Source organism: Halosolutus sp. YCN4 (genome assembly GCF_059736495.1).
This window is the reverse complement of record NZ_JCASSM010000007.1, coordinates 1-20,823: the sequence shown is the minus strand read 5'-3', so window position 1 is coordinate 20,823 and position 20,823 is coordinate 1. Positions and strand designations below refer to the sequence as shown.

At 67.6% G+C, this 20,823-nt stretch carries 23 protein-coding genes and 1 tRNA gene; 17 read left to right on the top strand and 7 right to left on the bottom strand.

Features of this window, described 5'->3' with window-relative positions; genetic code table 11:
• Window positions 1-147: 147 nt before the first annotated feature.
• From AC6I6X_RS20700 to AC6I6X_RS20665, 8 genes are all read left to right on the top strand, one after another.
• Window positions 148-630 (top strand): deoxyuridine 5'-triphosphate nucleotidohydrolase, encoded by a 483-nt coding sequence (locus tag AC6I6X_RS20700; RefSeq protein WP_497932460.1) that lies wholly within the window; start codon window positions 148-150, stop codon window positions 628-630.
• Window positions 631-1,049: 419 nt separating this feature from the next.
• Window positions 1,050-1,601, top strand: coding sequence for a metal-dependent hydrolase (locus AC6I6X_RS20695; RefSeq protein WP_497932648.1), 552 nt, complete (start codon window positions 1,050-1,052; stop codon window positions 1,599-1,601).
• Between the two features lie 69 nt (window positions 1,602-1,670).
• On the top strand, window positions 1,671-2,135 hold the full coding sequence (locus AC6I6X_RS20690) for a copper resistance protein CopD (protein ID WP_497932459.1): 465 nt from the start codon (window positions 1,671-1,673) through the stop codon (window positions 2,133-2,135).
• 91 nt (window positions 2,136-2,226) lie between these two features.
• On the top strand, window positions 2,227-2,655 hold the full coding sequence (locus AC6I6X_RS20685; protein WP_497932458.1) for a hypothetical protein: 429 nt from the start codon (window positions 2,227-2,229) through the stop codon (window positions 2,653-2,655).
• A gap of 196 nt (window positions 2,656-2,851) precedes the next feature.
• The gene (gene gnd, locus AC6I6X_RS20680) at window positions 2,852-3,751 is read left to right on the top strand and encodes a phosphogluconate dehydrogenase (NAD(+)-dependent, decarboxylating) (RefSeq protein WP_497932457.1); all 900 of its coding nucleotides are present in this window, start codon (window positions 2,852-2,854) and stop codon (window positions 3,749-3,751) included.
• Window positions 3,752-4,091: 340 nt separating this feature from the next.
• A complete protein-coding gene (locus tag AC6I6X_RS20675; protein ID WP_497932456.1) occupies window positions 4,092-4,409 on the top strand; it encodes a HalOD1 output domain-containing protein in 318 nt (105 codons plus the stop codon).
• Window positions 4,410-4,553: 144 nt separating this feature from the next.
• A tRNA-Arg gene (locus AC6I6X_RS20670) sits at window positions 4,554-4,626 on the top strand.
• Window positions 4,627-4,822: 196 nt separating this feature from the next.
• A complete protein-coding gene (locus tag AC6I6X_RS20665; protein ID WP_497932455.1) occupies window positions 4,823-5,428 on the top strand; it encodes a class I SAM-dependent methyltransferase in 606 nt (201 codons plus the stop codon).
• Here AC6I6X_RS20665 and AC6I6X_RS20660 read toward each other — a convergent pair.
• Window positions 5,425-6,669: a hypothetical protein gene (locus tag AC6I6X_RS20660; protein ID WP_497932454.1), complete on the bottom strand. Its 1,245-nt coding sequence runs from the start codon at window positions 6,667-6,669 to the stop codon at window positions 5,425-5,427. The two genes, AC6I6X_RS20665 and AC6I6X_RS20660, sit on opposite strands and share 4 nt — an antisense overlap.
• Window positions 6,670-6,765: 96 nt before the next feature.
• Here AC6I6X_RS20660 and AC6I6X_RS20655 point away from each other — a divergent pair, with 96 nt between their 5' ends.
• Window positions 6,766-7,152, top strand: a complete 387-nt coding sequence (locus AC6I6X_RS20655; RefSeq protein WP_497932453.1) for a DCC1-like thiol-disulfide oxidoreductase family protein — start codon at window positions 6,766-6,768, stop codon at window positions 7,150-7,152.
• 87 nt (window positions 7,153-7,239) lie between these two features.
• On the opposite strand, the gene AC6I6X_RS20650 is transcribed toward AC6I6X_RS20655, so the two are convergent.
• Window positions 7,240-8,031 carry an HpcH/HpaI aldolase family protein gene (locus tag AC6I6X_RS20650; RefSeq protein WP_497932452.1) on the bottom strand — a complete coding sequence of 264 codons (792 nt, stop codon included), beginning with the start codon at window positions 8,029-8,031 and terminating at the stop codon, window positions 7,240-7,242.
• 143 nt (window positions 8,032-8,174) lie between these two features.
• Here AC6I6X_RS20650 and AC6I6X_RS20645 point away from each other — a divergent pair, with 143 nt between their 5' ends.
• Window positions 8,175-8,660, top strand: a complete 486-nt coding sequence (locus tag AC6I6X_RS20645; protein ID WP_497932451.1) for a cupin domain-containing protein — start codon at window positions 8,175-8,177, stop codon at window positions 8,658-8,660.
• A gap of 147 nt (window positions 8,661-8,807) precedes the next feature.
• Window positions 8,808-9,629 (top strand): DUF6517 family protein, encoded by an 822-nt coding sequence (locus AC6I6X_RS20640; RefSeq protein WP_497932450.1) that lies wholly within the window; start codon window positions 8,808-8,810, stop codon window positions 9,627-9,629.
• Between the two features lie 25 nt (window positions 9,630-9,654).
• On the opposite strand, the gene AC6I6X_RS20635 is transcribed toward AC6I6X_RS20640, so the two are convergent.
• The 3 genes from AC6I6X_RS20635 to AC6I6X_RS20625 form a co-directional block, all read right to left on the bottom strand.
• Window positions 9,655-9,915, bottom strand: coding sequence for an Hsp20/alpha crystallin family protein (locus AC6I6X_RS20635; RefSeq protein WP_497932449.1), 261 nt, complete (start codon window positions 9,913-9,915; stop codon window positions 9,655-9,657).
• A 224-nt stretch (window positions 9,916-10,139) separates the two neighbouring features.
• On the bottom strand, window positions 10,140-11,723 hold the full coding sequence (locus AC6I6X_RS20630) for a sulfatase (RefSeq protein WP_497932448.1): 1,584 nt from the start codon (window positions 11,721-11,723) through the stop codon (window positions 10,140-10,142).
• A 230-nt stretch (window positions 11,724-11,953) separates the two neighbouring features.
• Window positions 11,954-12,106, bottom strand: coding sequence for a DUF7560 family zinc ribbon protein (locus tag AC6I6X_RS20625; RefSeq protein WP_497932447.1), 153 nt, complete (start codon window positions 12,104-12,106; stop codon window positions 11,954-11,956).
• 198 nt (window positions 12,107-12,304) lie between these two features.
• Here AC6I6X_RS20625 and truA point away from each other — a divergent pair, with 198 nt between their 5' ends.
• From truA to AC6I6X_RS20610, 3 genes are all read left to right on the top strand, one after another.
• Window positions 12,305-13,180 carry a tRNA pseudouridine(38-40) synthase TruA gene (truA, locus tag AC6I6X_RS20620; RefSeq protein WP_497932446.1) on the top strand — a complete coding sequence of 292 codons (876 nt, stop codon included), beginning with the start codon at window positions 12,305-12,307 and terminating at the stop codon, window positions 13,178-13,180.
• Between the two features lie 173 nt (window positions 13,181-13,353).
• The gene (locus AC6I6X_RS20615; protein WP_497932445.1) at window positions 13,354-13,599 is read left to right on the top strand and encodes a hypothetical protein; all 246 of its coding nucleotides are present in this window, start codon (window positions 13,354-13,356) and stop codon (window positions 13,597-13,599) included.
• 58 nt (window positions 13,600-13,657) lie between these two features.
• Entirely contained in the window at window positions 13,658-13,981 is a 324-nt protein-coding gene (locus tag AC6I6X_RS20610; RefSeq protein WP_497932444.1) for a NifU family protein, read from the top strand.
• A 3-nt stretch (window positions 13,982-13,984) separates the two neighbouring features.
• Here the strand turns inward: AC6I6X_RS20610 and AC6I6X_RS20605 are convergent, their stop codons facing one another.
• The gene (locus tag AC6I6X_RS20605; RefSeq protein ID WP_497932443.1) at window positions 13,985-15,427 is read right to left on the bottom strand and encodes a M28 family peptidase; all 1,443 of its coding nucleotides are present in this window, start codon (window positions 15,425-15,427) and stop codon (window positions 13,985-13,987) included.
• A 97-nt stretch (window positions 15,428-15,524) separates the two neighbouring features.
• Here AC6I6X_RS20605 and pepF point away from each other — a divergent pair, with 97 nt between their 5' ends.
• Together pepF and pan2 are read left to right on the top strand one after the other, a co-directional pair.
• Window positions 15,525-17,318, top strand: a complete 1,794-nt coding sequence (gene pepF / locus AC6I6X_RS20600; protein ID WP_497932442.1) for an oligoendopeptidase F — start codon at window positions 15,525-15,527, stop codon at window positions 17,316-17,318.
• A gap of 226 nt (window positions 17,319-17,544) precedes the next feature.
• A complete protein-coding gene (gene pan2, locus AC6I6X_RS20595; RefSeq protein ID WP_497932441.1) occupies window positions 17,545-18,777 on the top strand; it encodes a proteasome-activating nucleotidase Pan2 in 1,233 nt (410 codons plus the stop codon).
• Between the two features lie 60 nt (window positions 18,778-18,837).
• On the opposite strand, the gene AC6I6X_RS20590 is transcribed toward pan2, so the two are convergent.
• Entirely contained in the window at window positions 18,838-20,058 is a 1,221-nt protein-coding gene (locus AC6I6X_RS20590) for an MFS transporter (protein WP_497932440.1), read from the bottom strand.
• A gap of 149 nt (window positions 20,059-20,207) precedes the next feature.
• On the opposite strand from AC6I6X_RS20590, the gene AC6I6X_RS20585 reads away from it, so the two are divergent.
• Complete coding sequence (locus AC6I6X_RS20585) at window positions 20,208-20,687, top strand: pyruvoyl-dependent arginine decarboxylase (protein ID WP_497932439.1); 480 nt, start codon at window positions 20,208-20,210, stop codon at window positions 20,685-20,687.
• Window positions 20,688-20,823: the final 136 nt, after the last annotated feature.

Sequence of the window (20,823 nt, the reverse complement as noted above, 5' to 3'; positions counted from 1 at the left end):
TTCGCCATCCTCGTCGCCGATCGAGAGTCGTCGCTTACCGACGTCGCCGATCGGATCCCTCTCGTCGGCTGGCCTCGGCCCATCGGCGGTTCGCGGAGACCGTCGCCGAACGAACGCCTTATCTCACTTCCGGGGCGTTGCGTGGATATGTTCCGTTCAGGTGCGTTCGTCGCCGATCACGTCTCGCCGATCGACGAGGAGCAGGTCCAGCCCAACGGCGTCGATCTCACCGTCGACGTCGTCTTCGAGCAACTGGAACCCGGTCGGATCGGCCGTGACGACAAGCAGATCGGCGACCGGATCGCCCGGCCGCTCGAGGAACTCGAGCAGAAGGATCCCGACACCTACTACCTGCCCGAGGGGGCCTACGTCGCCCGCTACGGCGAGCGGATCGCGATTCCCGAGGGCCACGTCGGCTTCGTCTACCCGCGATCGTCGCTCATGCGCAACTCCTGTATGCTCAACACGGCGGTCTGGGACGCCGGCTACGAGGGCCGCGGCGAGGGGCTGTTGCAGGTCCACCACGACGTCGAGATCGAACGCGGGGCCCGGATCGCCCAGTTGGTGTTCGCCGAGGCGAACCACGAGGACGTCTACGACGGCAGTTACCAGGGCGAGAATATCGAGTAACGCGATCGAATCGGCTGCGCCCGCCTCCCCTCCGTCGTCAGTTTCGTTGTCCGTCTCGTTCTCGGTATCGTCCGTCTCGTTCTCGGTGCTGTCCGACTCGTTGCCGGTCTCGTTGTCCGACTCGTTCCCGATGTCCTCGTCCTCGTCTCGCTCCGGACCGTTGCCCGTCCCCTCTTCGGCCTCCGGTTCGCCGTCGTCCTCTTCTTCGCCTCCCTCTTCGCCGGGACCGCCACAACCCGCCAGGAGGGCCGTCGTCGCGGCCGCCGTCGCCGTCCCGATGAACCGGGCTCGACGCGATCGCTCGCTACCGGAGATCGTTCCGCACCGTGATCGCACTTGAGGGTCCGGGACCCGACCGGTGCCGTTCCCCTGCCGTTTCACGCAGCGTTTTGCCGATCGGACGCCTACGCCGAGTCATGATGGCGACGACGCACGCGTTCGCGGGGCTCGCAGCCGTCGCGCCCGTCGCCTACGCCGTGCCGGAGTTCGCCGGTCCGCTCGCCGTCGGCGCGATCCTCGGCGGCCTCGCGCCGGATCTCGATCTCGTCCTCGAGCATCGGCGGAGCTTCCACTTTCCCGTCGCCGGCGTCGTGCCGGCGGTGCTCGCGACGATGCTCGCCGCGCTCGTTCCGACCCCGCTCACCGTCGCCGTCGCGGCGATCGCGGTGGCCGCGTGGCTCCACGCGGCGAGCGACGCCCTCGGCGGGGGGCCGGAGATGGATCCCTGGACGAACCCGAGCGATCGGGCGGTCTACGATCACGTTCGCGGTCGGTGGCTGCGCCCGCGCCGGTGGATCCGGTACGACGGCGCACCCGAAGACGCCGCGGTCGCCGTCGCGCTCGCGGTGCCCGCCCTGTTCGTCTTCGACGGCTGGTTCCCCGCGGTCGTCCTCGGCGGGATCGCCGTCTCGCTCGTCTACGCCGGCGTCCGGCGACGGCTGGTCGCGTGGACGCCCGAGTGGCTCGAGTGACCGATCGCTCGCGGCCGATCTCGACCGCGAGTCGGAACGCTGATACCATCGTGCTTCGAGTCACCCCGTATGATCGATACGTTTCTCGCCCAGACGACGCACCTGCTCTTTGCCGCGATCTGGGCCGGCAGCGTCTTCTACGTCGCGTTCGTCGTAGTTCCGCTCGCACGAGACGGGGCGTTCAACACGACGAAGCCGCTCGAACGGATCGCGGGTCGACTCACGACGATTTCGCGGGTGAGCGCGCTGGTCCTGTTTCTCACCGGCGGCCACCTCGCGGGGACCCGATACACTGCCGACAGCCTCGTCGGATCCACGAACGGCCAGCTAGTGATCGCCATGGTCGTGCTCTGGCTGGCGTTCGCCGGCCTCGTCGAGGTCGGCTCCAAGCGGTTCGAGGCCGGTCTCAACGGAAAGAAACTGCGGGAACCCGCCGCCAACGCGTTGCCGTTCTACCGGGCGGCGGCGGTCGTCGGTCTCGCCCTGCTCGTCGTGGCCGGCGCGATCACGACGAACCTATCGGCGGCCCTCTAGACGCGGCGCGCCGACCGCGACTCGATAGCAATCATCGTGTCAGACATTCTGTCGAAAGATACTTAATCGGTTGCTGTTACGTACTCGCATAATGATCAGGGGCAAAGAGATCGGTCTCTCACTTCTGGCGGTCGGAACGGCCGCTGCCGCCGGCTACGTGCTTCGATCGGGCCGTTCGCGCAGGTCGTCGGCACGATCGAAGGCGGACCTCGGCGCGCGCATCGTCGAGGACGTGCCCGCCGATGCGACCGTCGTCGACGCGACGTCCGATCGACTGGATCGCATCCCCGGCGCGCGACGCGCGATCGATCGGGCGATCCGCAACGACGCGCGCGAGGAGTGGGAACACGTCACCCTCGACCGCGACGGCGCGTGGTCTGTCGTCGACGCCGTCCGGAGTTCGCTCCCGTACCACGACGCCGCCGGTTGCGAGTACAACGGCGTCTACGTTCGCTACGAGGACCGGATCGTCGTCCTCGATGCGATCGGCTGGGCCCGCCTCGAGGACCCGATCTACTGACGCCGCTCGCACGCTCTCGAGCGGAACTGGGAGCGGCGGCCATCGATCGCCGCCGCGTCGTCGACCGCCGCGCTTCTCGCCTGCGTCGCGTCGTCGCGTCCGGAACACGTCTGCCGGCGCAGTCGGTGGCCCGACCGGTCCAGCGAGCGGCCGTCGAATCACAACCACTACCTCGTAGCCCCGCCCAGCATCGACCATGCAACTGGGCGTAATCGGACTCGGACGCATGGGACAGATCGTCGTCGATCGCACGCTCGCGGCGGGCCACGACGTCGTTGCCTTCGACCTCGACGCGGACGCCGTCGCGACCGCCGCCGACGCCGGCGCGGAACCGGCGGACTCGATCGACGACCTCGTCGATCGACTCGGGGCGGACAAGCGCATCTGGCTGATGGTCCCGGCGGGTGAGGCCGTCGACGTCACGCTCGACGAACTCGAACCCCACCTCGACAGCGAGGACGTGGTGGTCGACGGCGGCAACTCGTACTTCGAGGACTCCGTCCGTCGGGCGGAGTCCTGCCCCGCGGCGTACCTGGACTGTGGCACCTCCGGCGGCCCCGCCGGGGCGGAACTCGGCTTCTCTCTAATGATCGGCGGTCCCGAATGGGCCTACGACGAACTGACGCCCGTCTTCGACGCCGTCGCGACCGGCCCCGACGGCCACGAGCGGATGGGACCAGCGGGATCGGGTCACTACGTCAAGATGGTCCACAACGGGGTCGAGTACGCGCTGATGCAGGCCTACGGCGAGGGGTTCGAACTCCTCCACGAGGGCCGGTACGACCTCGACCTCGAATCCGTGGCGTCGGTCTGGAACAACGGCGCGGTCATCCGCTCGTGGCTGCTCGAACTCTGCGAGGAGGCGTTCCGCGAGGAGGGGACCGATCTCGGCGACGTCGCCGATCGGATCGAGGGCGGGTCGACCGGCACGTGGACGGTCCAGGAGGCCCTCGAACAGGAGGTCCCGCTCCCGCTGATCTACACCTCGCTGGCCGAACGGTTCGGCTCGCGGGCCGACGATGGCCGGTTCTCCCGGCGGCTGGCGAACCGTCTCCGGTACGGGTTCGGTCGGCACGAGGTCCCGCGTCGGGAGTGAGTCGGTAGCGCCGCCGCGTCGCGTTCGTGGCGCTGTGGGGTACCGTCGCGCCCCGACCACCGAGGAATATTTTTGAATGATACCCCCCGATGGACGAGGTAGAATCGATCGGGCTTTCCGTCCGACGAATCTCGACTGCGTTTCGGCTATCGTCGAGTGAACGCCCGTCGAACCGTCGTCCCCTCCCGGAAGGGGCGTATTCGGGCCTGAAACGCGATCACGAATCGACGCCGTCCGCGGGATAGCCGCTCGTCACCGCCCGACAGAATCTTTCTGTCTACTCGAACGACGGTGGAATATTGAGTCATTCTCTTTACCTCCGATCACCTCAGCAGTAGTGATGAATCCCTCCAGCACATCTACGAGAGTCGGTCCGGCGGACAACCGACGACCCAGTACCGCGGTTATCGATCTGCTGGCCCGCGTCGAAGGGGTGGATCCGCTCGACCTCGAGCCTCTCTACTCCGCGATCGATCCCGACGCACTCGATGGGCTCTGCGGGTCGGGGTCCGGGTTCGACTCGCTCGAGTTCACCTACGGTGACCACGCCGTCACCGTTGCGGCGACCGAGGGCGAACTCGAGATCACGATCGATCGCGGCCCGTGCCCAGCCGATGAACAGCCCGGGTGCGGGACGGCGGACACCTCGTCGCTGTAATACGGTTTACTGTAAGTCATTTCCGGCCCAACCGTGATCCGGGCGGCGGTTGCGCCGGGAAATCGGTACAGCAATCCGTATAAGTCGCCGACGGGCGATCGGAAGGGGAACCGTTATGTCGTCGATTGCACTAGGTTTTTCCGAGGGCGCGTAGCTCAGTGGACAGAGTTCTTGGTTCCGGACCAAGATGTCGGGGGTTCAAATCCCTCCGCGCCCGTCGTTCTGCTTCTCACGTGCGTTCGTCGCGGAAATGCGGATCGCGCGGGCTCGAATCGGACGAGTCGCGGGCAGCGAAGCGACCACTTCGGCGTCGTTCAGATCGAACCGGCAGGCCCCTCGATCGTGGCTGCGGAAATTCCCGATTCACTGGCAGTGGCCGATCGGTTATAAGATCGAGGTTCGAACGTCCCGCCATGGACCGTTTCCGGAACACCGGACAGCCGGACTGGGACTGGTGGGGACGGCTCTGGCCGACGCCCGGCGACACGCTCCGGCGACTCGGGGTCGCGGCCGGGGACGCCCTCGTCGAGATCGGGTGCGGGAACGGCTACTTCGCGCTGCCGGCCGCCCGAATCACCGATCCGGCCCCGGTCTACGCCCTCGACCTCGACGAGAGGCTGCTCGCGGACCTCGAGACGATCGCCGACCAGCAGGGCGTCGAGAACGTCGTCCCCGTCCGCGGCGACGCCCGATCGCTCGCGTCCCACCTGCCCGAGCCGGTCGACGTCTGTCTGTGTGCGAACGCGTTCCACGGGATCGAGGACCCGGCCCCGTTCGTCGAGCAGGTCGATGCGGTACTCGAATCTGACGGCACGTTCGTCGTCGTCAACTGGCACCCGCTCCCGAGAACGGAGACGACGATCGCGGGCGAGCCGCGCGGCCCGCCGACCGAACTCCGGCTGTCTCCCGACGAAACCCGATCGCACGTCACCGACGCCGGCGACTTCGATCGGGATCGGCGGATCGACCTGCCGCCGCACCACTACGGGCTGGTCTTCGAGCGCCAGGGACGGTTCTAGACGGCCTCCCGAAGCGCCCAGCTATCCTCGATCGGCTCCAGCCGGTGTGGCTCCGCGCCCCGCGCCTCTAGAATGCCGGTGTGATACAGCATCGCCTTCAGCTGGAAGACGGTCGGCGAGTGGTAGACGGTGCCGTCCTCGAGCGGGGTCGATCGCAACGCCCCGTCTTCGGTCAGGACCCGGCTCCGGACGGCTTCGTCGCCCCGAAGGAACAACTCGATCGTGAACGAGGGGTGGAGTTCGTGCAGGTACTCGACCAGGTCCACGAGGGACGGCTCCGTGATCCCGTCGTCGTGCATGCACTGCAGTTCCGTGACGAGGAGCTCCGTAGCCTCGTAGTCGAAGACGACCCGCCGGGCGAGCCGGCCCCACGCGGGTGCGAGGTCGACGAATCGCTTGCGCGATCGGTACCAGTCCCGGAACTCCGCGAGGGCGGCCTCGACGGAGCCGTTACGGGCCAGCGCGAACCGGACGACCTCCTGGCCGAGCGAGGTCAGTTCCGGTCCGCGCGGGCCGTCGTCGATCAGCCCGAGGAATCGCGCCCCGCGTTTCGCGTCCCGGACCGCCCCGACGACGTCGTACTCGGTCAGCAGGGACTCAGTGTCGCCGTCGGCGTAGTGTGCGAGCGGATAGCCGAGGTAGTTCTTCGGGTGGTTCAGCCCGAACGAGGCGTCCGCGACGCCCTGTGCGCTGGCCTGGAAGCGCAGCGCGGTCGCCTCCGTCGAGGTCCGGTTGCCGACGACCCGCGGGCGCTCGAGCACCCGCACGTCGCCCGCCGAATCGACGCCGAGGACGCCGACGTTGAGTTCCCGGGCGAGCGTCCGATCGGTCGCGGAAATCGCGGCCACCGGCGCGGCGACGTACGCCACGTTCGCCTCGTGGAGCCGATCGTGGGCCTGGGCGATCCCGAGGTGGGTGTCGACGCCGCTCTCGGTCTCGCCTTTCGCCTCGATGGCGATCAGCGGCTGCTCCTCGCCCAGTCGATCGACGGCTAGCAGGTCGGACTCGAGGTGGCCCACGCCCACGAGGTCGGGATAGCCGCCGCCGATCTGGACGTGGTTGAACGGGGCCAGCCGATCGCGCACGTCGGAGCGGATGGGGCGGCCGGGGAGCCACTCGTCCCGAGCGAACTGCGTGTCCGCGACGGCGTACGATCGGCGCTTCTCGTCGGTCGGAAAGAGCCGCCGCTTCGCGTGGGCCAGAACCTGCGGTTCCGAGAGCGATCGGGCCGCGCTGCTCATGCCCCTCGATTGCGCAGAACCACCAATAATGTTCTGCCCCCGCACTCGATCGCGAGCGGAGCCAGAGGTTAGTGACTCCGGACCGTCGTCCCTAGTATGCCCGACCCGACCCTCGTCTACGACGACGACTGCGGCTTCTGTACGTGGTGGGCCGAGTACGTCGACGAGCGATCGACCCTCCGCGTCGTCGGCTTCAGCGACCTGACGCCCGACCTGCGCGAGCGACTGCCGCCGTCCTACGAGGAGTGTGCCCACCTCGTGACCGAGGACCGGGTCTACTCCTGCGGGGCCTCGATCGAGGAGGCGCTCCGCCGCGTCGACAGGGGTGGGCCCGTCGACGACGCCGTCGAGTTCCTCCGGCACTTCGAGGACTACCGGCGCTTCCGCGAGGGCGCCTACCGGTTCGTCGCGGACAACCGCGACCTGTTCGGCACGGTCCTCTCCCGGACCCCGCCGGCGCGGCGTTCGCAGGACGACCGCTGAACCCGATCGGCTGTGCTCGTCGGGTTCGATCGGCTGTCCTCGCCGGGGTCGACCGGTCTCCGCGTCGCTATCGGTCCTCTTCTTTCGCTATCCCTCGTACTCCTCGAGCCACGATCGTACCGCAGTCGCGAGCGCCCCGGTCGTGCTCCCGAGGTTCAGGATCTGGTACCCCGCGTCGGCCTTCTCGTTGACGTCGTCCATTCCGAACCCCAGTCCGCCGAGGGGGACGTCGGCGTCGATCGCCTGCTCTCGAATTTCTTCGACCGCGGCCTGGACCTCGTCGTGGGTCGGTTCGCCGGGGTGGCCGAGCGAGACGGCCAGATCGAGCGGGCCGGCGAACACGAACCCGAGGTCCGGGACGGCCAGGATTTCGTCGAGATCGTCGATCGCCTCGGGGGACTCGATCGTGACGCCGACGACGATCTCTTCGTCCTCGGTGTCGACGTAGTCGTCGGCGGTCCCCCACCGACTCGCGCGGGGATTGGCGAAGCCGCGTTTCCCTGGCTCGCCGTCGTACCGGAACCGGGCGGCCTCGACGGCCCGTCGAACGTCGGCCGCGGACTCGATCCGCGAGACGAACAGGTTCCGGACGCCGGCGTCCAGCGTCTTCCGGACCAGTCCGGGATCCGGTTCCGGCAGCCGAACGAGGAGTTCGGTGCCGGAGACGTCCGCCGCCCGCAGGAGGTCGGCCATGCGCTCGCCGTCCCAGGGGCTCGGGCCGGCGTGTTCGAGGTCGATCCAGACGAAGTCGAGGCCGAGGTCGCCGTAGAACTCGACGAGGTCCGGACTGTACGCGCTCTCGAGGACGCCGAGTGCGACCGCGTCGTTCTCGAGGGTTTCGCGAAGGTCGTTCGATCGTGGTGCGGCGGCTGGAGTCACGCTCGTGACGGACCATGGGTGACCGGATAAACCTTCGCGGGGCCTGTTCCGGCATTCGTCCATCGATCGACCGCCGCGTTCGCTCCCTCGGTCGCGCCGATCGCGCCACAGTGATTCATGGGCCAGCGAGACGAAGGCCGTCCATGGAGCACGTTTCGATCGACGAGATCGATCCCGACCCGTACGAGGACGCCTGGCAGTCCGATCGACGGCCGCTGACGGACCCGCTGAACGCAGCGAACGTCACGATCACGCGCTACGCCCTCGAATCGGGCGAGCGGTTCAGCGGGTCGGTACACGCGCACGCGGATCAGGAGGAAGTGTTCGTCGTCCTCGAGGGGACGGCGACGTTCGAGACGAGAGACGGCGAGATCACGGTCGGGGAAGACGAGGCGATCCGGTTCGCTCCGGGGGAGTTCCAGTCGGGGTACAACGACGGCGAGGCGGACCTCGTCGCGCTCGCGATCGGCGCGCCCGGGGAGACCGAGGACGTTCGGATCGATCGGATTCCCGTGCTCGACGATCGGAACGTCTCGTGTCCCGACTGCGGACGCGACAGTATGCGAATCTCGGACGGCGAGTCGGAGTTCGTCTGTCCGGACTGCGGCGCCGAACTGAATCTCGAGTGAATCGACGGGCGATCGGAACGCGGGCTTCTCGACGGGCGATCGGTCCCGAGGCCGATCCTGCTCTCGGAGTCGATCGCCGCATTTCAGCCATCGGAACGGTTCTAAATCCACCATATTCATGGTCCCCGAACGGAAAGAGGCGGCAAGATGAACCGCAGAACCGTCCTGGCCGGTGCCGGAAGCATCGGACTCGCGAGTCTCGCTGGCTGTCTCGGCGTGGCCGGCCTCGATACGCACGAATCGTCGCCTGCAGGCGTCGAAACCAGCGTTCGCGAGGACACCGAGTACGAGCAGACCGGGATCGAACCGCTCGAGATCACGGAATCGTTCGAAGTGGGGCCCTACTCGGAGACGATCACGGTGACGAACTACCTGACCGAACACGAGAAGTCGGTCGATATGGGCCCGATCGGTGACGCCCGGGGAGCCGTCTTCATGCTCCTGACGACCCCGCAGGTGTCGATCGCCGGCCGGGAGTTCAACCCGGTCGAGGAGATGTCGACCACGGAACTCGTCGAACTGGTCGAGGACAACTACGATGGGATGGACGACATCTCCCACGAGGAGGACGAAACGGTCACGATCCTCGATCAGGAGACGACGATGTCCCGGTTCACCGCTACGGCCGAGTTCGAGGGCCATTCCGTCGACGTCAACCTGCACGCCACCGAGGCCGTCGAGACGGACGAGGACCTGCTGGTCGCGATCGGCGTCTACCCGGAACGGGTCCGATCTATGGAAGAGTCGAACGTGAAGGACCTCGCGGCCGGCGTCGTCGAGGAGGCCGACGAATCCGAGAGCACCGGCGGCGGTGACGCAGACGGCAGCGACGGTGACGATGGTAGCGACAACGAGACCGAGGACGGCAGCGACGGTGGCGACAACGAGTCCGACGACAGCAACGACAGTGGCGACAACGAGTCCGAGGAGGACGACGACGGCCTCTTCGACGACATGAGTCCCGTCTAACGGGTCGACGATCCGGGACTCGGTCTCAGTGCCCCCACCATGACTTCGTCCCGATCGTCACCGTGAGGACGCCGTTGTTGTAGTGCGCCTCGCGGTCCCGGGTAAAATCGTGTCGGCGAGTCGGCGGCGTCGCGGTCCAGACTGCGTCGCGTCCCGCGCGGGAGACCGTGATCCGAACGCGGGTCGGACTCGTTTCGACCGTGACGTCGTCGACGTCGGCCGGGGCTGCGTCGACGACGATCGTCAGTCGGCGGGTTGATCGATCGTACAGGCTCCGAGCGGGCAACGAGCACGTATCGGCGGACGTAGCGGGTGACACGGAGCCACGTACCGATGGCGGACGGAAACGAAGCCGCGTGTACACGTGGCCGCTTCATGTCGGCAGGACCGACGGGAGCGGATCGACGACGGATCGATCGACGCCGGTCTCATGGGCTACCGGACACGTCAGTTCCAGTGCAACCGCGATCGCCGTGCGGTTGCACCGGTACAACGGTACAGCAGACCGTCTCAGAGGTAGCCCAGGTCCGCCAGTCGCTCTTTCGTTCCCGCTCGCATCTCGACGGCTCCGGAGTCGTCGGCGTCCGCGATCGGGTCGAACCGATCCTCGAGTCGGTCCCGGAGTGCCCGTACCCGTGCTGGCTCGCTGGGTGCGATGTCGTCGTTCTCGGCCGGATCGGTCGGGACGTGGTGGAGCCGTTCGAATCCGTCGTCGCCGCGGACGTACTTGTACTCGATCGTCCGGACGGCCCGCAGGCGGCGATCGAACGCGCGAACGCGATCCGGAATCTCGCCGAAGCGCGCCACGAGCCGATCGATCGAGGGTTGCGGGGCGACGTACTCGGCGAAGACGGCGTCTCGCGGCTCGGCATCGGACGCCGGGTGGACCGATCGGCCCGAGCCCTGGTCCAGCAGTTCTGGATCGTCGATTCCGACCGTCTCCAGCACCGTCGCGGGCAGGTCGAGCAACTGGACGAGGTCGGACCGTCGGCCGCCGTCGGTGAACGGGCCGCCGTGGATCGCCAGCGGGACGTTCAGCAGGGTGTCGTACAGGTTGTACTGGTGGCCGAAGAAGCCGTGTTCGCCGATGTGCTCGCCGTGGTCGCCACAGACGACGAACAGGGTGTCCTCCCATTCGCCGGCGTCCTCCAGCGCCCGCCGGAGCCGGGCGAGTTGGTCGTCTACGTAGGCGAGTTCGGCCCGGTAGAGCCCTCGGAGGAGGGCGAAGTCGCGATCGGAAAGCTGGTAATCGTCACAGTCGTAGGCGCGGGGATCCTGCCTGATCGCGGTCGCCTCCTCGTAGGTCGCGCCGGCGGGGAGGAACTCCTCGGCGTACTCCCGCGGCGGATCGTACTCGACGTGCGGTTCGATGAAGTTACAGAACAGGAAGAACGGCCGCTCGTCGGTGCGGCCGGTGAGCCAGTTCTCGATCCAGTCGACCGATCGGGCCGCGCCGTCGTCGCCGGCCGGCTGGAGCAGTTCGCTGTAGAGGATGTTGGCGGCGTTGACCAGCGGATTGCCGTCGAAGAGGCGGTTCCGGGTCGCCTGAAGCTTCTCGGTCATGTCCTCGCCGCGGACCACCGCGCCCATGTCCGCGTCGGACTGGATGTACTGCCAGCCCTTGCGGAGGTCCTCGAAGCCCCGGTCGAAGCCGAACTCCTCGGTAATCCAGGTGTTGTTCGAGACGCCGATCGTCTGGTAGCCCGCGTCGGCGAAGGCCTCCGGCAGCGTCCGCAGGTCGTCGTTGAGGTAGGTGTGACCGCCGTGAGTACCGTGTTCGGAGGGGAAAAGCCCCGTAAACAGCGACGCGTGGGAGGGGAGCGTCCACGGCGCGGTCGCGAAGGTGTTCTCGAACGCGGTCCCCTCGGCCGCGAGACGCGATAGCGCTGGGGTGGATTGCGGCCCGTCGCACCCGTGTCCGCTCGTGCCGGCGTCGCGCCGGGTCGCGTCCCCGACGTCGTCGCCTGCCCCGACTCCGCCCCGCGGTTCAGGAAACGTACCGACGCTTTTCGATCGTGCCGTATCGAGGATCACGAGAACGACGTTCCGCACAGTAGTGTGTGACTCCGGGTCACGCTCGTTGGACTCGCCCATGTGTAGTGGTGTCTCCGCCACTCGTGGGGAAGGTCACCCGCCCGGAGTATGCAGGCGGTTCACGATATCGAGACGCGTTCGAACGCCGCTGGTTCGCCGTTCGCACTCGCACATTTCGACCCCATCTCTCGCAATCGTGTTCATCCGGTCTGTTGTGATTCTTTACCGGTGATCGCCCGACGGGGAGGCGATCACCGGTAAAACGTTACAACGATCCGTATCAGGGCCGATCACGCGGATCCGCCTTTTTTCGCCGCGAAGTGGGTGTCGGCGATCGGGCGGCCACAGAGCGGACAGCCGCTCCGTATCGCCACCGATCGCTGTCGCTCGTCGAACTCGAGTCGCGCCGTGCAGTCCGGACAGGTAAATTCGTATGTCGCCATAGGCGTTCCTCCTCTACCCGACTAGACGGCGGCCGGCGGGGTGGCTTGGTAGCCTCGATATCAGGGTCGTTTAAGACGCGCCCTCGTCGCGGCGTCCGCGACGTGCGCCGATTCCCGCGCTTCGCCGCGCTCTCGTGTGCGGTTCGGCACGGTCGGCGGTCGACGCGCCTAACACGTTGGCACCCCTCGATCGAACCGATGCCCAAGCGAGCGTTCCGGATCGCCTACGACGGCGCCGGCTACCGCGGGTTCCAGCGCCAGCCCGACGTTCCGACCGTCGAGGAGACCCTCTTCGATGCACTCCGATCGCTCGACGTGTACGATCCCGACGCCGATCGCGAGGGGCCCGATCGGCCGGCCGGCTACGCCGCCGCCGGCCGGACCGACGCCGGGGTGTCGGCGCTCGCCCAGACGATCGCGCTCCAGGTCCCCGACTGGCTCACGCCGCGGGCGTTCAACGCCGACCTTCCGGCCGACGTCCGGGCGTGGGCGGCCGCCGACGTGCCCCTCTCGTTCCACGCCACGCACGACGCTACCCGGCGGACGTACACGTACCACCTGTACGCGCCGGCCGCCGCCGGCGGCCGAAGCCCCGATCTGATCGACGACGGTCTCGGCTCCCCCGTCGACGACGATCGGTTCCGAGCCGCCTGTGAAGCGCTCTCGGGCCGGCACGACTTCCACAACCTCACGCCGGACGATCGCAACACCGAGCGAGCGCCGACGATCGAGGCGACGCGGGACGGTGACTTCCTCGTGCTCACCGTCGCCGCGGGCGGGTTCGCCCGCGAACTCGTTCGGCGGCTGGTCTCGCTCGCACACGCCGTCGGGACCGGCGAGGCGAGCCTCGAGACGATCGATCGGGTTCTCGGGCCCGACCCGCTTCCGGGTCACGAAGGAATCGCGCCAGCGCCGCCGGACCCGCTGCTCCTGACCGACGTCACGTACCCCGACGTCGCGTTCACGGCCGACGAGCGGGCCGCCGAGAGCGCGCGGGCCGTGTTCGAACGCCGGCGGATCGATCGGCAGACGGGCGCGCGAGTGGCCGGCCAGGTCGCCGACGGGATCGACTGATACGGATTGCTGTACCGATTTCCCGGCGCAACCGCCGCCCGGATCGCGGTTGCGCCGGAACTGACTTACAGTAAACCGTATGACTCCTCGTCGATCGGTCGACGCCGGGAGCGTGATTCCGCGATGGATCGGACTCGGGTACACTTTTCATCGCCGAACACACACGCCGGAGCATGGAGCTGTCGCCGGAGGAGTACGGGGCGTACTGGCGGGCGTCGATTCGGGTCGCGGCGGGGATCCTCCTCGTCTTCCTCAGTTACCGGTTCCTCGTCGCGGGGCTGCTGTCGTATGGAAACGCCGGCGCGCTCGTGCTCGGAATCGTCCTGTTCGCCGCGCTGGTCGCGGCAGGGACGTTCGTCGCGATGCTCGGGGTCGCCCGCGTCGTCCGGACCGCGGTCGACGCCGAGATGCGCGGCTAGGGCGGCCCGAATCCGATCGTGAACAGGGTTATGTCCCGCCGGTTCCCTACGGACTCGTATGAGCGACTCCCAGTCGGGCGGGTCCACGGACGACGAGATCAGAGACGCCGTCTCGCTGTTTCTCAGGCGGAACTTCCCGCAGATCGAGGCCCACGGCGGCGACTTCGCGATCACGAGCCTCGACCGCGACGAGCGTAGCGTCTCGATCACGCTTAGCGGGGCCTGCGACGGCTGTGGCGTCAGTCCGATGACGACCCAGGCGATCCAGCAGCGCCTGCCGAGCGAGATCGACGCGATCGATCGCGTCTCGGTCACCCTCGGCTTCGACGGGATGGCCGGGGAGGGGACCCCGCGCGACGTGCCGGAGGACGTCCCGTTCTAGCCGTCACTCGGCCGATTCCCACGCGGCCGGCCAGACGTCGGCCGCACGCATCCCCGGTTCGTACGTCTGCTCGCGAAGTCGCTCGCGGAGATCGGCCTCGTCGATTCGCGGGACGTCGACTCGTGTGAGTTCCCGCACCAGCAGCGCCGTCAGCATCGCGTGTTCGCGCAGGGTCCGCGGATCGACCTTGTCCCGGGTATCCGCCGCGGTGTGTCCCCAGCCGCGACCGCGCTCGCTCCCCTCGGGCGGTTCGCTGTGCAGTTGCACCGTCGGGACGCCCGCCCGCAGGAACGGCCAGTGATCGCTGAACGGGTGCGGATCTGGCTCCCGACCGATCGGCTGGCCGGCCTCGGCGGCGACGCGCTCGGCGACCGCTGCCATCGTCTCCGACCCGTGGGTGAGCGCCCGCAGGTTCCGGAACCGGCCCGCGCCGTCGACGTTGACGACCGCCCGGATCGCGTCGGGATCGAGGTCGTCCGCCAGTGCCTCGGCACCGAGCAGACCGATCTCCTCGCAGCCGACGCCGGCGATCTGTACCGGGCAGACGAGGTCGTCCTCGATCGCCGCGAGGACCCTCGCGGCACCGACGACGGTGGCGATCCCGCAGCCGTTGTCGAGTGCACCCTCGCCGACGTCGTGGGCGTCGTAGTGTGCGAGAACGAGCACCGCCTCGTCCGGGGGGTCCTCGCCCTCGTCGGCGGTTTCATCCGGGGCATCCGCACCGCCGAGAACCCCGCGGACGTTCTGGCTCGATCCCCGTCGGGTCGTCGCGTCGACGCGGATCCGCGCGCTCGCGCCCCGATCGGCATATTCCGTGAGCCAATCGCCAGTCTCGGCACTGACGCCGACGCCGGGGACGGCGGCCTCGGCGTCGAATCGCAGTGCCCCGGTCGGCGGTAACTGCCCGGGGACGTGGTTGACGAAGACGAATGCCGAGGCCCCGGCGGCGACCGCGTGCCCAAACTTCTCCATCCGGTGGACGAACCGCCGATCGGGTGGGGTCGTCGTGCTCGCGACGACGATGCCGTCCTGAACGGCCGATCCCGCCGCCTCGATCTCCTCGGGCGTGCCGTAGCCGACGTCGACCAGCGGCCCCTCGACGTCGCCCGGCGGCGAGTACGGCAGTGCGATCGCCTCGAACGAGCGATCGATCGAACCGGTCCCCAGGCGCTCTCTCCCGCGCGTCGCCTCGTCGCCGACGACGGCGAACTCGGTCTCTCCGCGCTCCCAGTGGTGCATCGGGAACTCGTCGATCCGGACGTCCGCGAGGCCGGCGTCGGTAAACGCCGTCCGGACGAGTTCGGCCGCCCGCCGTTCGCCCGGGGAGCCGCCCATCCGGTCCGGCAGTTCGGTCAGTCGCGTCAGCAGGTTCCACGGCCGATCGTCGGTCCACGCGCGCCCGAGTGCACGTTCGACGTCGGCGAGAACTGGTCCACGATCCGTCATACTTCGTCTTTGCGCGGCCATCGACAAAAGCCGTCGCCACGATCACCGATCACAATAGTCCGACACGCTTTACCACTGCCGTTGCAAACGTCTCGCTATGAGTTCAGTTCCGGAGCGCTCCGAGATCGACGAGGCCTATACCTGGGATCTCGAGAGCATCTACGCCACCGACGACGACTGGGAGGCGGCCTACGAGTCGGTCGCCGATCGGATCGACGATCTCGCGGCCTACGAGGGCCAGACCGTCGACGACGCCGAGACCCTGCTCGCCGTCCTCGAGTTGCGCGACGAGATCATGCGCGAGGTCGCGACGGTGTCGGCCTACGCCCGGATGCGCCGAGACGAGGACACGACGAACCAGCACTACCAGGGGCTGACCGCCCGCGCCCAGTCGCTGGCGGCCGACGCCCAGTCCGCCGCGTCGTTCATCGAACCGGAACTCCAGGACCTGACCCGCGAGGCGTTCGACGAGATGGTCGCGGCCGAACCCGACCTCGAGACCTACGACCACTACGTCGACGACGTGCTCCGCATGAAGCCCCACACGCGATCGGCCGAGGTGGAGGCCCTGCTCGCGGACCTGAGCGAGGTCACGGGGGCGACCGGCGAGGTGTACAACATGCTCTCGAACGCGGACATGGCGTTTCCGACCGTGGAAGATCCGGACGGCGATGCCGTCGAGATCACCCAGAGCAACTTCGTCAACCTGCTCAAGCGGCCCGATCGCGACTTCCGAAAGCGGGTCTACGAGAACTACTTCGACGAGTGGGCGTCCGTCCGGAACACCGTCGCCGCGTCCTACAAGAACAGCGTCAAGGCCGACGTCAAGACGGCCCAGGCGCGCAACTACGACACCGCCCGCGAGGCGGCGCTCGACGGACCCAACGTTCCCGTCGACGTCTACGATACGCTCGTCGAATCGGTCCACGACAACCTCGACAAGCTACACCGCCACGCCGAACTCAAGCGGGACGCGCTCGACGTCGACGAACTCCGGATGTGGGACGTCTACATGCCCCTGACCGGTGACGAGGGGCCGGACGTCGAGTACGACGAGGCCACGGACCACGTCGTCGCCGCGCTCGAACCGCTCGGCGAGGAGTACCAGTCCCGCGTCGCCGAGGGCCTCGACTCGCAGTGGGTCGACGTCTACGAGAACGAGGGGAAACAGTCCGGCGCCTACTCCGGGGGAACCTACGATACCCAGCCGTTCATCCTGATGAACTACCAGGACGACATCTCCTCGATGTACACGCTAGCCCACGAACTCGGCCACTCGATGCACTCCCAATTCACGAAAGAGGAACAGCCCTACGTCTACTCGGGGTACGAGATCTTCGTGGCCGAGGTCGCCAGTACGGTCAACGAGGCCCTGCTGACGAACCACCTGCTCGAGACCGTCGACGATCCCGAGTTCCGCAAGCACGTCCTCAACGAGTTCCTGGAGCGCGTCCGTTCGACACTCTATCGCCAGACGCTGTTCGCCGAGTTCGAACACGAGGCCCACCGACTCGAGGAGGCCGGCGAACCGCTGACCGCCGATCGGCTGGACGACCTCTACCGCGACCTCAAGGCCGACTACTACGAGCCAGCCGCGATCGACGACCGAATCGCCCGCGAGTGGATGCGCATTCCCCACTTCTACCGCGCGTTCTACGTCTACCAGTACGCCACCGGCATCTCGGCCGCGCTCGCGATCGTCGACACCGTCCTCGAGGAGGGCCGGACCGCCGCGGAGGACTACCTCGAATTCCTTCGCCGCGGCTCCCGGGAGTACCCGCTCGATCTCCTGCGGATCGCCGGCGTCGACATGAGCAGTTCGGACCCGATCGATCGCGCGCTCGCGAGCTACGGCGATCGGATCGACGAGATGGAGGCACTGCTGTCGTAGCGCTCTTGCTGTCGTAGCGCTCTGGCCGATTCGGCGCGCGGGTCTCGACCACAATTCCGTCGTCTCGCCGGCGCGGTACCGCGGCGTAAACCGCCCCGAGACTCGTGCCCACGGACGCGAAGCGGCCGAATACGTTCGGTAGGCATTCCCTGATCGATCGGCGTCGGAAATCCAACCGGGACCCAAAGGCACATTTATCGCCGGGGACTTACCGACGTACGTTACGATGTCTCGAAGCCCGTCTATTCCCGATCGACCCCACCGCGATATCGATCCCGATCTCCCGGACGACGAACGGCTCGAGGCGCTTCGCGGCCACTTCGAGGATCTCGTCGAGGTCAACGAACAGCTGTCCGACCAGCTCGACGACGCCGACGACCGCCGCCAGCGCCTCCGCGAGAAAGTCGACCGCGTCGAACGCGAGAACGAGACCCTCAAGAGTTCGTCGCTGTACATCGCGACCGTCGAGGACGTGATGGACGACGACGAGGTCATCGTCAAACAGCACGGCAACAACCAGGAAGTGCTCACCGACGTCTCGCCGCGAATCGTCGACCGCGTCGAGGCCGGCGATCGGGTCGCCGTCAACGACTCCTTTGCGATCCAGACGGTGCTCTCCGCCGAGACCGACGCACGCGCCCAGTCGATGGAGATCACCGAGCGGCCCGCCGTCAGCTACGCGGACATCGGCGGCATCGACGAACAGGTCCGCGAGGTCCGCGAAGCCGTCGAACAGCCGCTCACCCAGCCGGAGATGTTCCAGGAGGTCGGCATCGATCCGCCGAGCGGCGTCCTTCTGTACGGGCCGCCGGGGACGGGCAAGACGATGCTCGCGAAGGCCGTCGCCAACGAGACCGACGCCACCTTCATCAAGATGGCCGGCTCCGAACTCGTCCGCAAGTTCATCGGCGAGGGCTCGCGGCTCGTCCGGGACCTCTTCGAGATGGCTCGCGAACGCGAACCCGCCATCATCTTCATCGACGAGATCGACGCCATCGCCACCCGCCGCACCGAGTCCAAGACCTCCGGCGACGCCGAGGTCCAGCGGACCATGATGCAACTGCTCTCCGAGATGGACGGCTTCGAGGCTCGCGGAGAGATCCGCATCATCGCCGCCACCAACCGCTTCGACATGCTCGATCGGGCCATCCTCCGACCCGGCCGGTTCGATCGCCTCATCGAGGTGCCCGAACCCGACCGGGACGGCCGCGAGCAGATCCTCGAGATCCACACCCGCGGCATGAACGTCGATTCCGACGTCGACTTCGACGCCCTGGCCGACGAGACCGAGGGCTACTCCGGGGCCGATATCGAGAGTCTCGCGACCGAGGCCGGCATGTTCGCGATCCGGAACGATCGGGACGAGGTCCACCACCGGGACTTCCTCGACGCCCACGAGAAGATGGAGCAGGACGACTCGAGCGACGTCATTTCGTCGCCGGGCTACTTCTACCAGTAAGGGGTCGGCCGTTCTTTTCGCGCGCGATCGAACACAGCTTTCGAGCCGTTCGATTCGCCGTCAGTCGTACTCCCGAACGGAGAGCACGGCGGCAATCGCCGCGGCGACGGCGGGAACGATCGCGAGCAACAGGAACAGCGTCTGCTGGGTCGTGTACGCGAGCATCGCGCCGGTCGCGGTCGCGCCGAGGGAGCCGACCCCGAAGACGCCGAGGAACATGAAGCCGTAGGACAGTCCGCGGACTCCGGACCCCGAGTAGTCGGCGACGACGGCCTGCAACAGCGGCTGTTCGGCGAAGAGGACGAAACCGAGCAGCATGGTGACGACGAGCAGCGCGACGAGGCCGGCGTTCGCCGCGGGGACGAAGACGAGACACAGCGCGGCCAGCGCGATGAAGACGCCGACGACGGCTCGCTCCGGTGGCATCCGATCGGTCAGCTTTCCGCCGACGTACTGGCCGGCCATGCCTACGACGAGCAGCGTGACGTAGACGTACTGCGCCGGATCCAGTTCCTGCTCGGCGATCGTCACGGGCGCCAGGCTCCGGTAACTCGCCAGGATCTCCGGCAGGAACGTGAGGATGCCGCGGTAGAAGAACCCCTCGAGGACGACCATCAGGAAGACGACGAGGAAACCGCCGGTGAACAGCACCAGTGTGTCGGAGACGAACTCCGAGAGCGACGGGCCGCCGCCGTCGGTGACCGGTTCGCGATTGGCGGTGACGGCCGCGGTCTCATCGACCGAGACGAAGACGGTGTAGACGCCGGCGAGCAGCGCCGGGACCGCGAGCACTGCCGTGACGGTCCGCCAGTCGAGGGCGGTCAACAGCAGCGCCGCGACCAGCGGTCCCGCCGCGATCCCGAAGTTTCCGGCGATCCCGTGGTAGGCGAAGCCGGTTCCGCGTTCAGTCGTGCCGGTGCTGATCAGCCGGAGGCCCGCGGGGTGGTGGACGCTCGCTGCCACGCCCCAACAGACCAGCGCGACCGTCAGCCCGACGACGGACCTGGCGAAGCTCAGCGCCAGAAACGAGAGGCTCATGCCGAACAGGCAGGCGGAGATGAGCCGCTTGGAGCCGTACGCGTCGGTTGCCACGCCGCTCGGAACCGCGCCGATCCCGTACAGCGCGTAGCCGGCGGAGACGACGAGGCCCATCACCGCGGCGTTGATCCCAAACTCCGACATCCAGATGGCGATGAAGATCGGGAACGCGAGTTCGTAGGCGTGGACCGTCGCGTGTCCGAGCATCGTGATCGAGAGGATCGATCGATCATTGTCGTTCATCCGAACGGGCCGTTCTACGGTCGTCGAGACGGCGGCTTACGAGTGTGGGTCTCGGTAAAACGTGCTGCAATCTGCCAGGTGTGAACGCGGAACGCTCGGATGGCGCAGAGATCGCAAGTCCTTACGCCGTTCGTCCCCGACTCGCACCCATGAGCACGATTCGAGTCGTCTGGGGATCCGCCTCGGGACCCACGGCGATGGCCTCCTACGACGCCGCCCTCGCGGACGCCGGCGTCGAGAACTACAATCTCGTCTCCGTCTCGTCGGTCATTCCCGCAGATGTCGACGTCGAGGCCGTCGGCACCGCACCCGATCTCGGCCCCGCGGGCGAGCGCCTGACGGTGGTCGAAGCCCGGGCCACGACCGCCGAACCGGGGCGGGTCAGCGCGGCACTGGCGTGGGTTCAGTCGATCGACGACGGACCGGGACTGTTCTACGAGACGGCCGGCGAGATGGACAGCGACGACGTCGAACGGCGCGTTCGCGAGGGGCTGGCGGCGGGACAGGACCTGCGGGGCTGGCAGTTCGGCGATCCTCGCGTCGCGGTCGAGAGCGCACCGGCCGAGTCCGGTACCCACACGACGGCGCTCGTGCTCGCGGTCTACGGCGAGAGCACTCCGCTCCTGTAACCTTCCCGAGGCGCTGTTCAGATTAGAGTTTGAAGAAGCGAGGCGGTGGAATTCGCGGTATCCATGCCCGAATTCAACCGCCTCACGCTACCTAGCACCGACATTCAGTTAGAATTTGTGGAGCGCGAGCAGACAC

What these genes read in the sequence shown, in the direction of transcription:
- AC6I6X_RS20700 (WP_497932460.1), top strand. Translation starts at nt 148, where the DNA reads ATGTTCCGTTCAGGTGCGTTCGTCGCCGATCACGTCTCGCCGATCGAC.
- AC6I6X_RS20695 (WP_497932648.1), top strand. Translation starts at nt 1,050, where the DNA reads ATGGCGACGACGCACGCGTTCGCGGGGCTCGCAGCCGTCGCGCCCGTC.
- AC6I6X_RS20690 (WP_497932459.1), top strand. Translation starts at nt 1,671, where the DNA reads ATGATCGATACGTTTCTCGCCCAGACGACGCACCTGCTCTTTGCCGCG.
- AC6I6X_RS20685 (WP_497932458.1), top strand. Translation starts at nt 2,227, where the DNA reads ATGATCAGGGGCAAAGAGATCGGTCTCTCACTTCTGGCGGTCGGAACG.
- gnd (WP_497932457.1), top strand. Translation starts at nt 2,852, where the DNA reads ATGCAACTGGGCGTAATCGGACTCGGACGCATGGGACAGATCGTCGTC.
- AC6I6X_RS20675 (WP_497932456.1), top strand. Translation starts at nt 4,092, where the DNA reads ATGAATCCCTCCAGCACATCTACGAGAGTCGGTCCGGCGGACAACCGA.
- AC6I6X_RS20665 (WP_497932455.1), top strand. Translation starts at nt 4,823, where the DNA reads ATGGACCGTTTCCGGAACACCGGACAGCCGGACTGGGACTGGTGGGGA.
- AC6I6X_RS20660 (WP_497932454.1), bottom strand. Translation starts at nt 6,669, where the DNA reads ATGAGCAGCGCGGCCCGATCGCTCTCGGAACCGCAGGTTCTGGCCCAC.
- AC6I6X_RS20655 (WP_497932453.1), top strand. Translation starts at nt 6,766, where the DNA reads ATGCCCGACCCGACCCTCGTCTACGACGACGACTGCGGCTTCTGTACG.
- AC6I6X_RS20645 (WP_497932451.1), top strand. Translation starts at nt 8,175, where the DNA reads ATGGAGCACGTTTCGATCGACGAGATCGATCCCGACCCGTACGAGGAC.
- AC6I6X_RS20640 (WP_497932450.1), top strand. Translation starts at nt 8,808, where the DNA reads ATGAACCGCAGAACCGTCCTGGCCGGTGCCGGAAGCATCGGACTCGCG.
- AC6I6X_RS20630 (WP_497932448.1), bottom strand. Translation starts at nt 11,723, where the DNA reads ATGGGCGAGTCCAACGAGCGTGACCCGGAGTCACACACTACTGTGCGG.
- AC6I6X_RS20625 (WP_497932447.1), bottom strand. Translation starts at nt 12,106, where the DNA reads ATGGCGACATACGAATTTACCTGTCCGGACTGCACGGCGCGACTCGAG.
- truA (WP_497932446.1), top strand. Translation starts at nt 12,305, where the DNA reads ATGCCCAAGCGAGCGTTCCGGATCGCCTACGACGGCGCCGGCTACCGC.
- AC6I6X_RS20615 (WP_497932445.1), top strand. Translation starts at nt 13,354, where the DNA reads ATGGAGCTGTCGCCGGAGGAGTACGGGGCGTACTGGCGGGCGTCGATT.
- AC6I6X_RS20610 (WP_497932444.1), top strand. Translation starts at nt 13,658, where the DNA reads ATGAGCGACTCCCAGTCGGGCGGGTCCACGGACGACGAGATCAGAGAC.
- AC6I6X_RS20605 (WP_497932443.1), bottom strand. Translation starts at nt 15,427, where the DNA reads ATGACGGATCGTGGACCAGTTCTCGCCGACGTCGAACGTGCACTCGGG.
- pepF (WP_497932442.1), top strand. Translation starts at nt 15,525, where the DNA reads ATGAGTTCAGTTCCGGAGCGCTCCGAGATCGACGAGGCCTATACCTGG.
- pan2 (WP_497932441.1), top strand. Translation starts at nt 17,545, where the DNA reads ATGTCTCGAAGCCCGTCTATTCCCGATCGACCCCACCGCGATATCGAT.
- AC6I6X_RS20590 (WP_497932440.1), bottom strand. Translation starts at nt 20,058, where the DNA reads ATGAACGACAATGATCGATCGATCCTCTCGATCACGATGCTCGGACAC.
- AC6I6X_RS20585 (WP_497932439.1), top strand. Translation starts at nt 20,208, where the DNA reads ATGAGCACGATTCGAGTCGTCTGGGGATCCGCCTCGGGACCCACGGCG.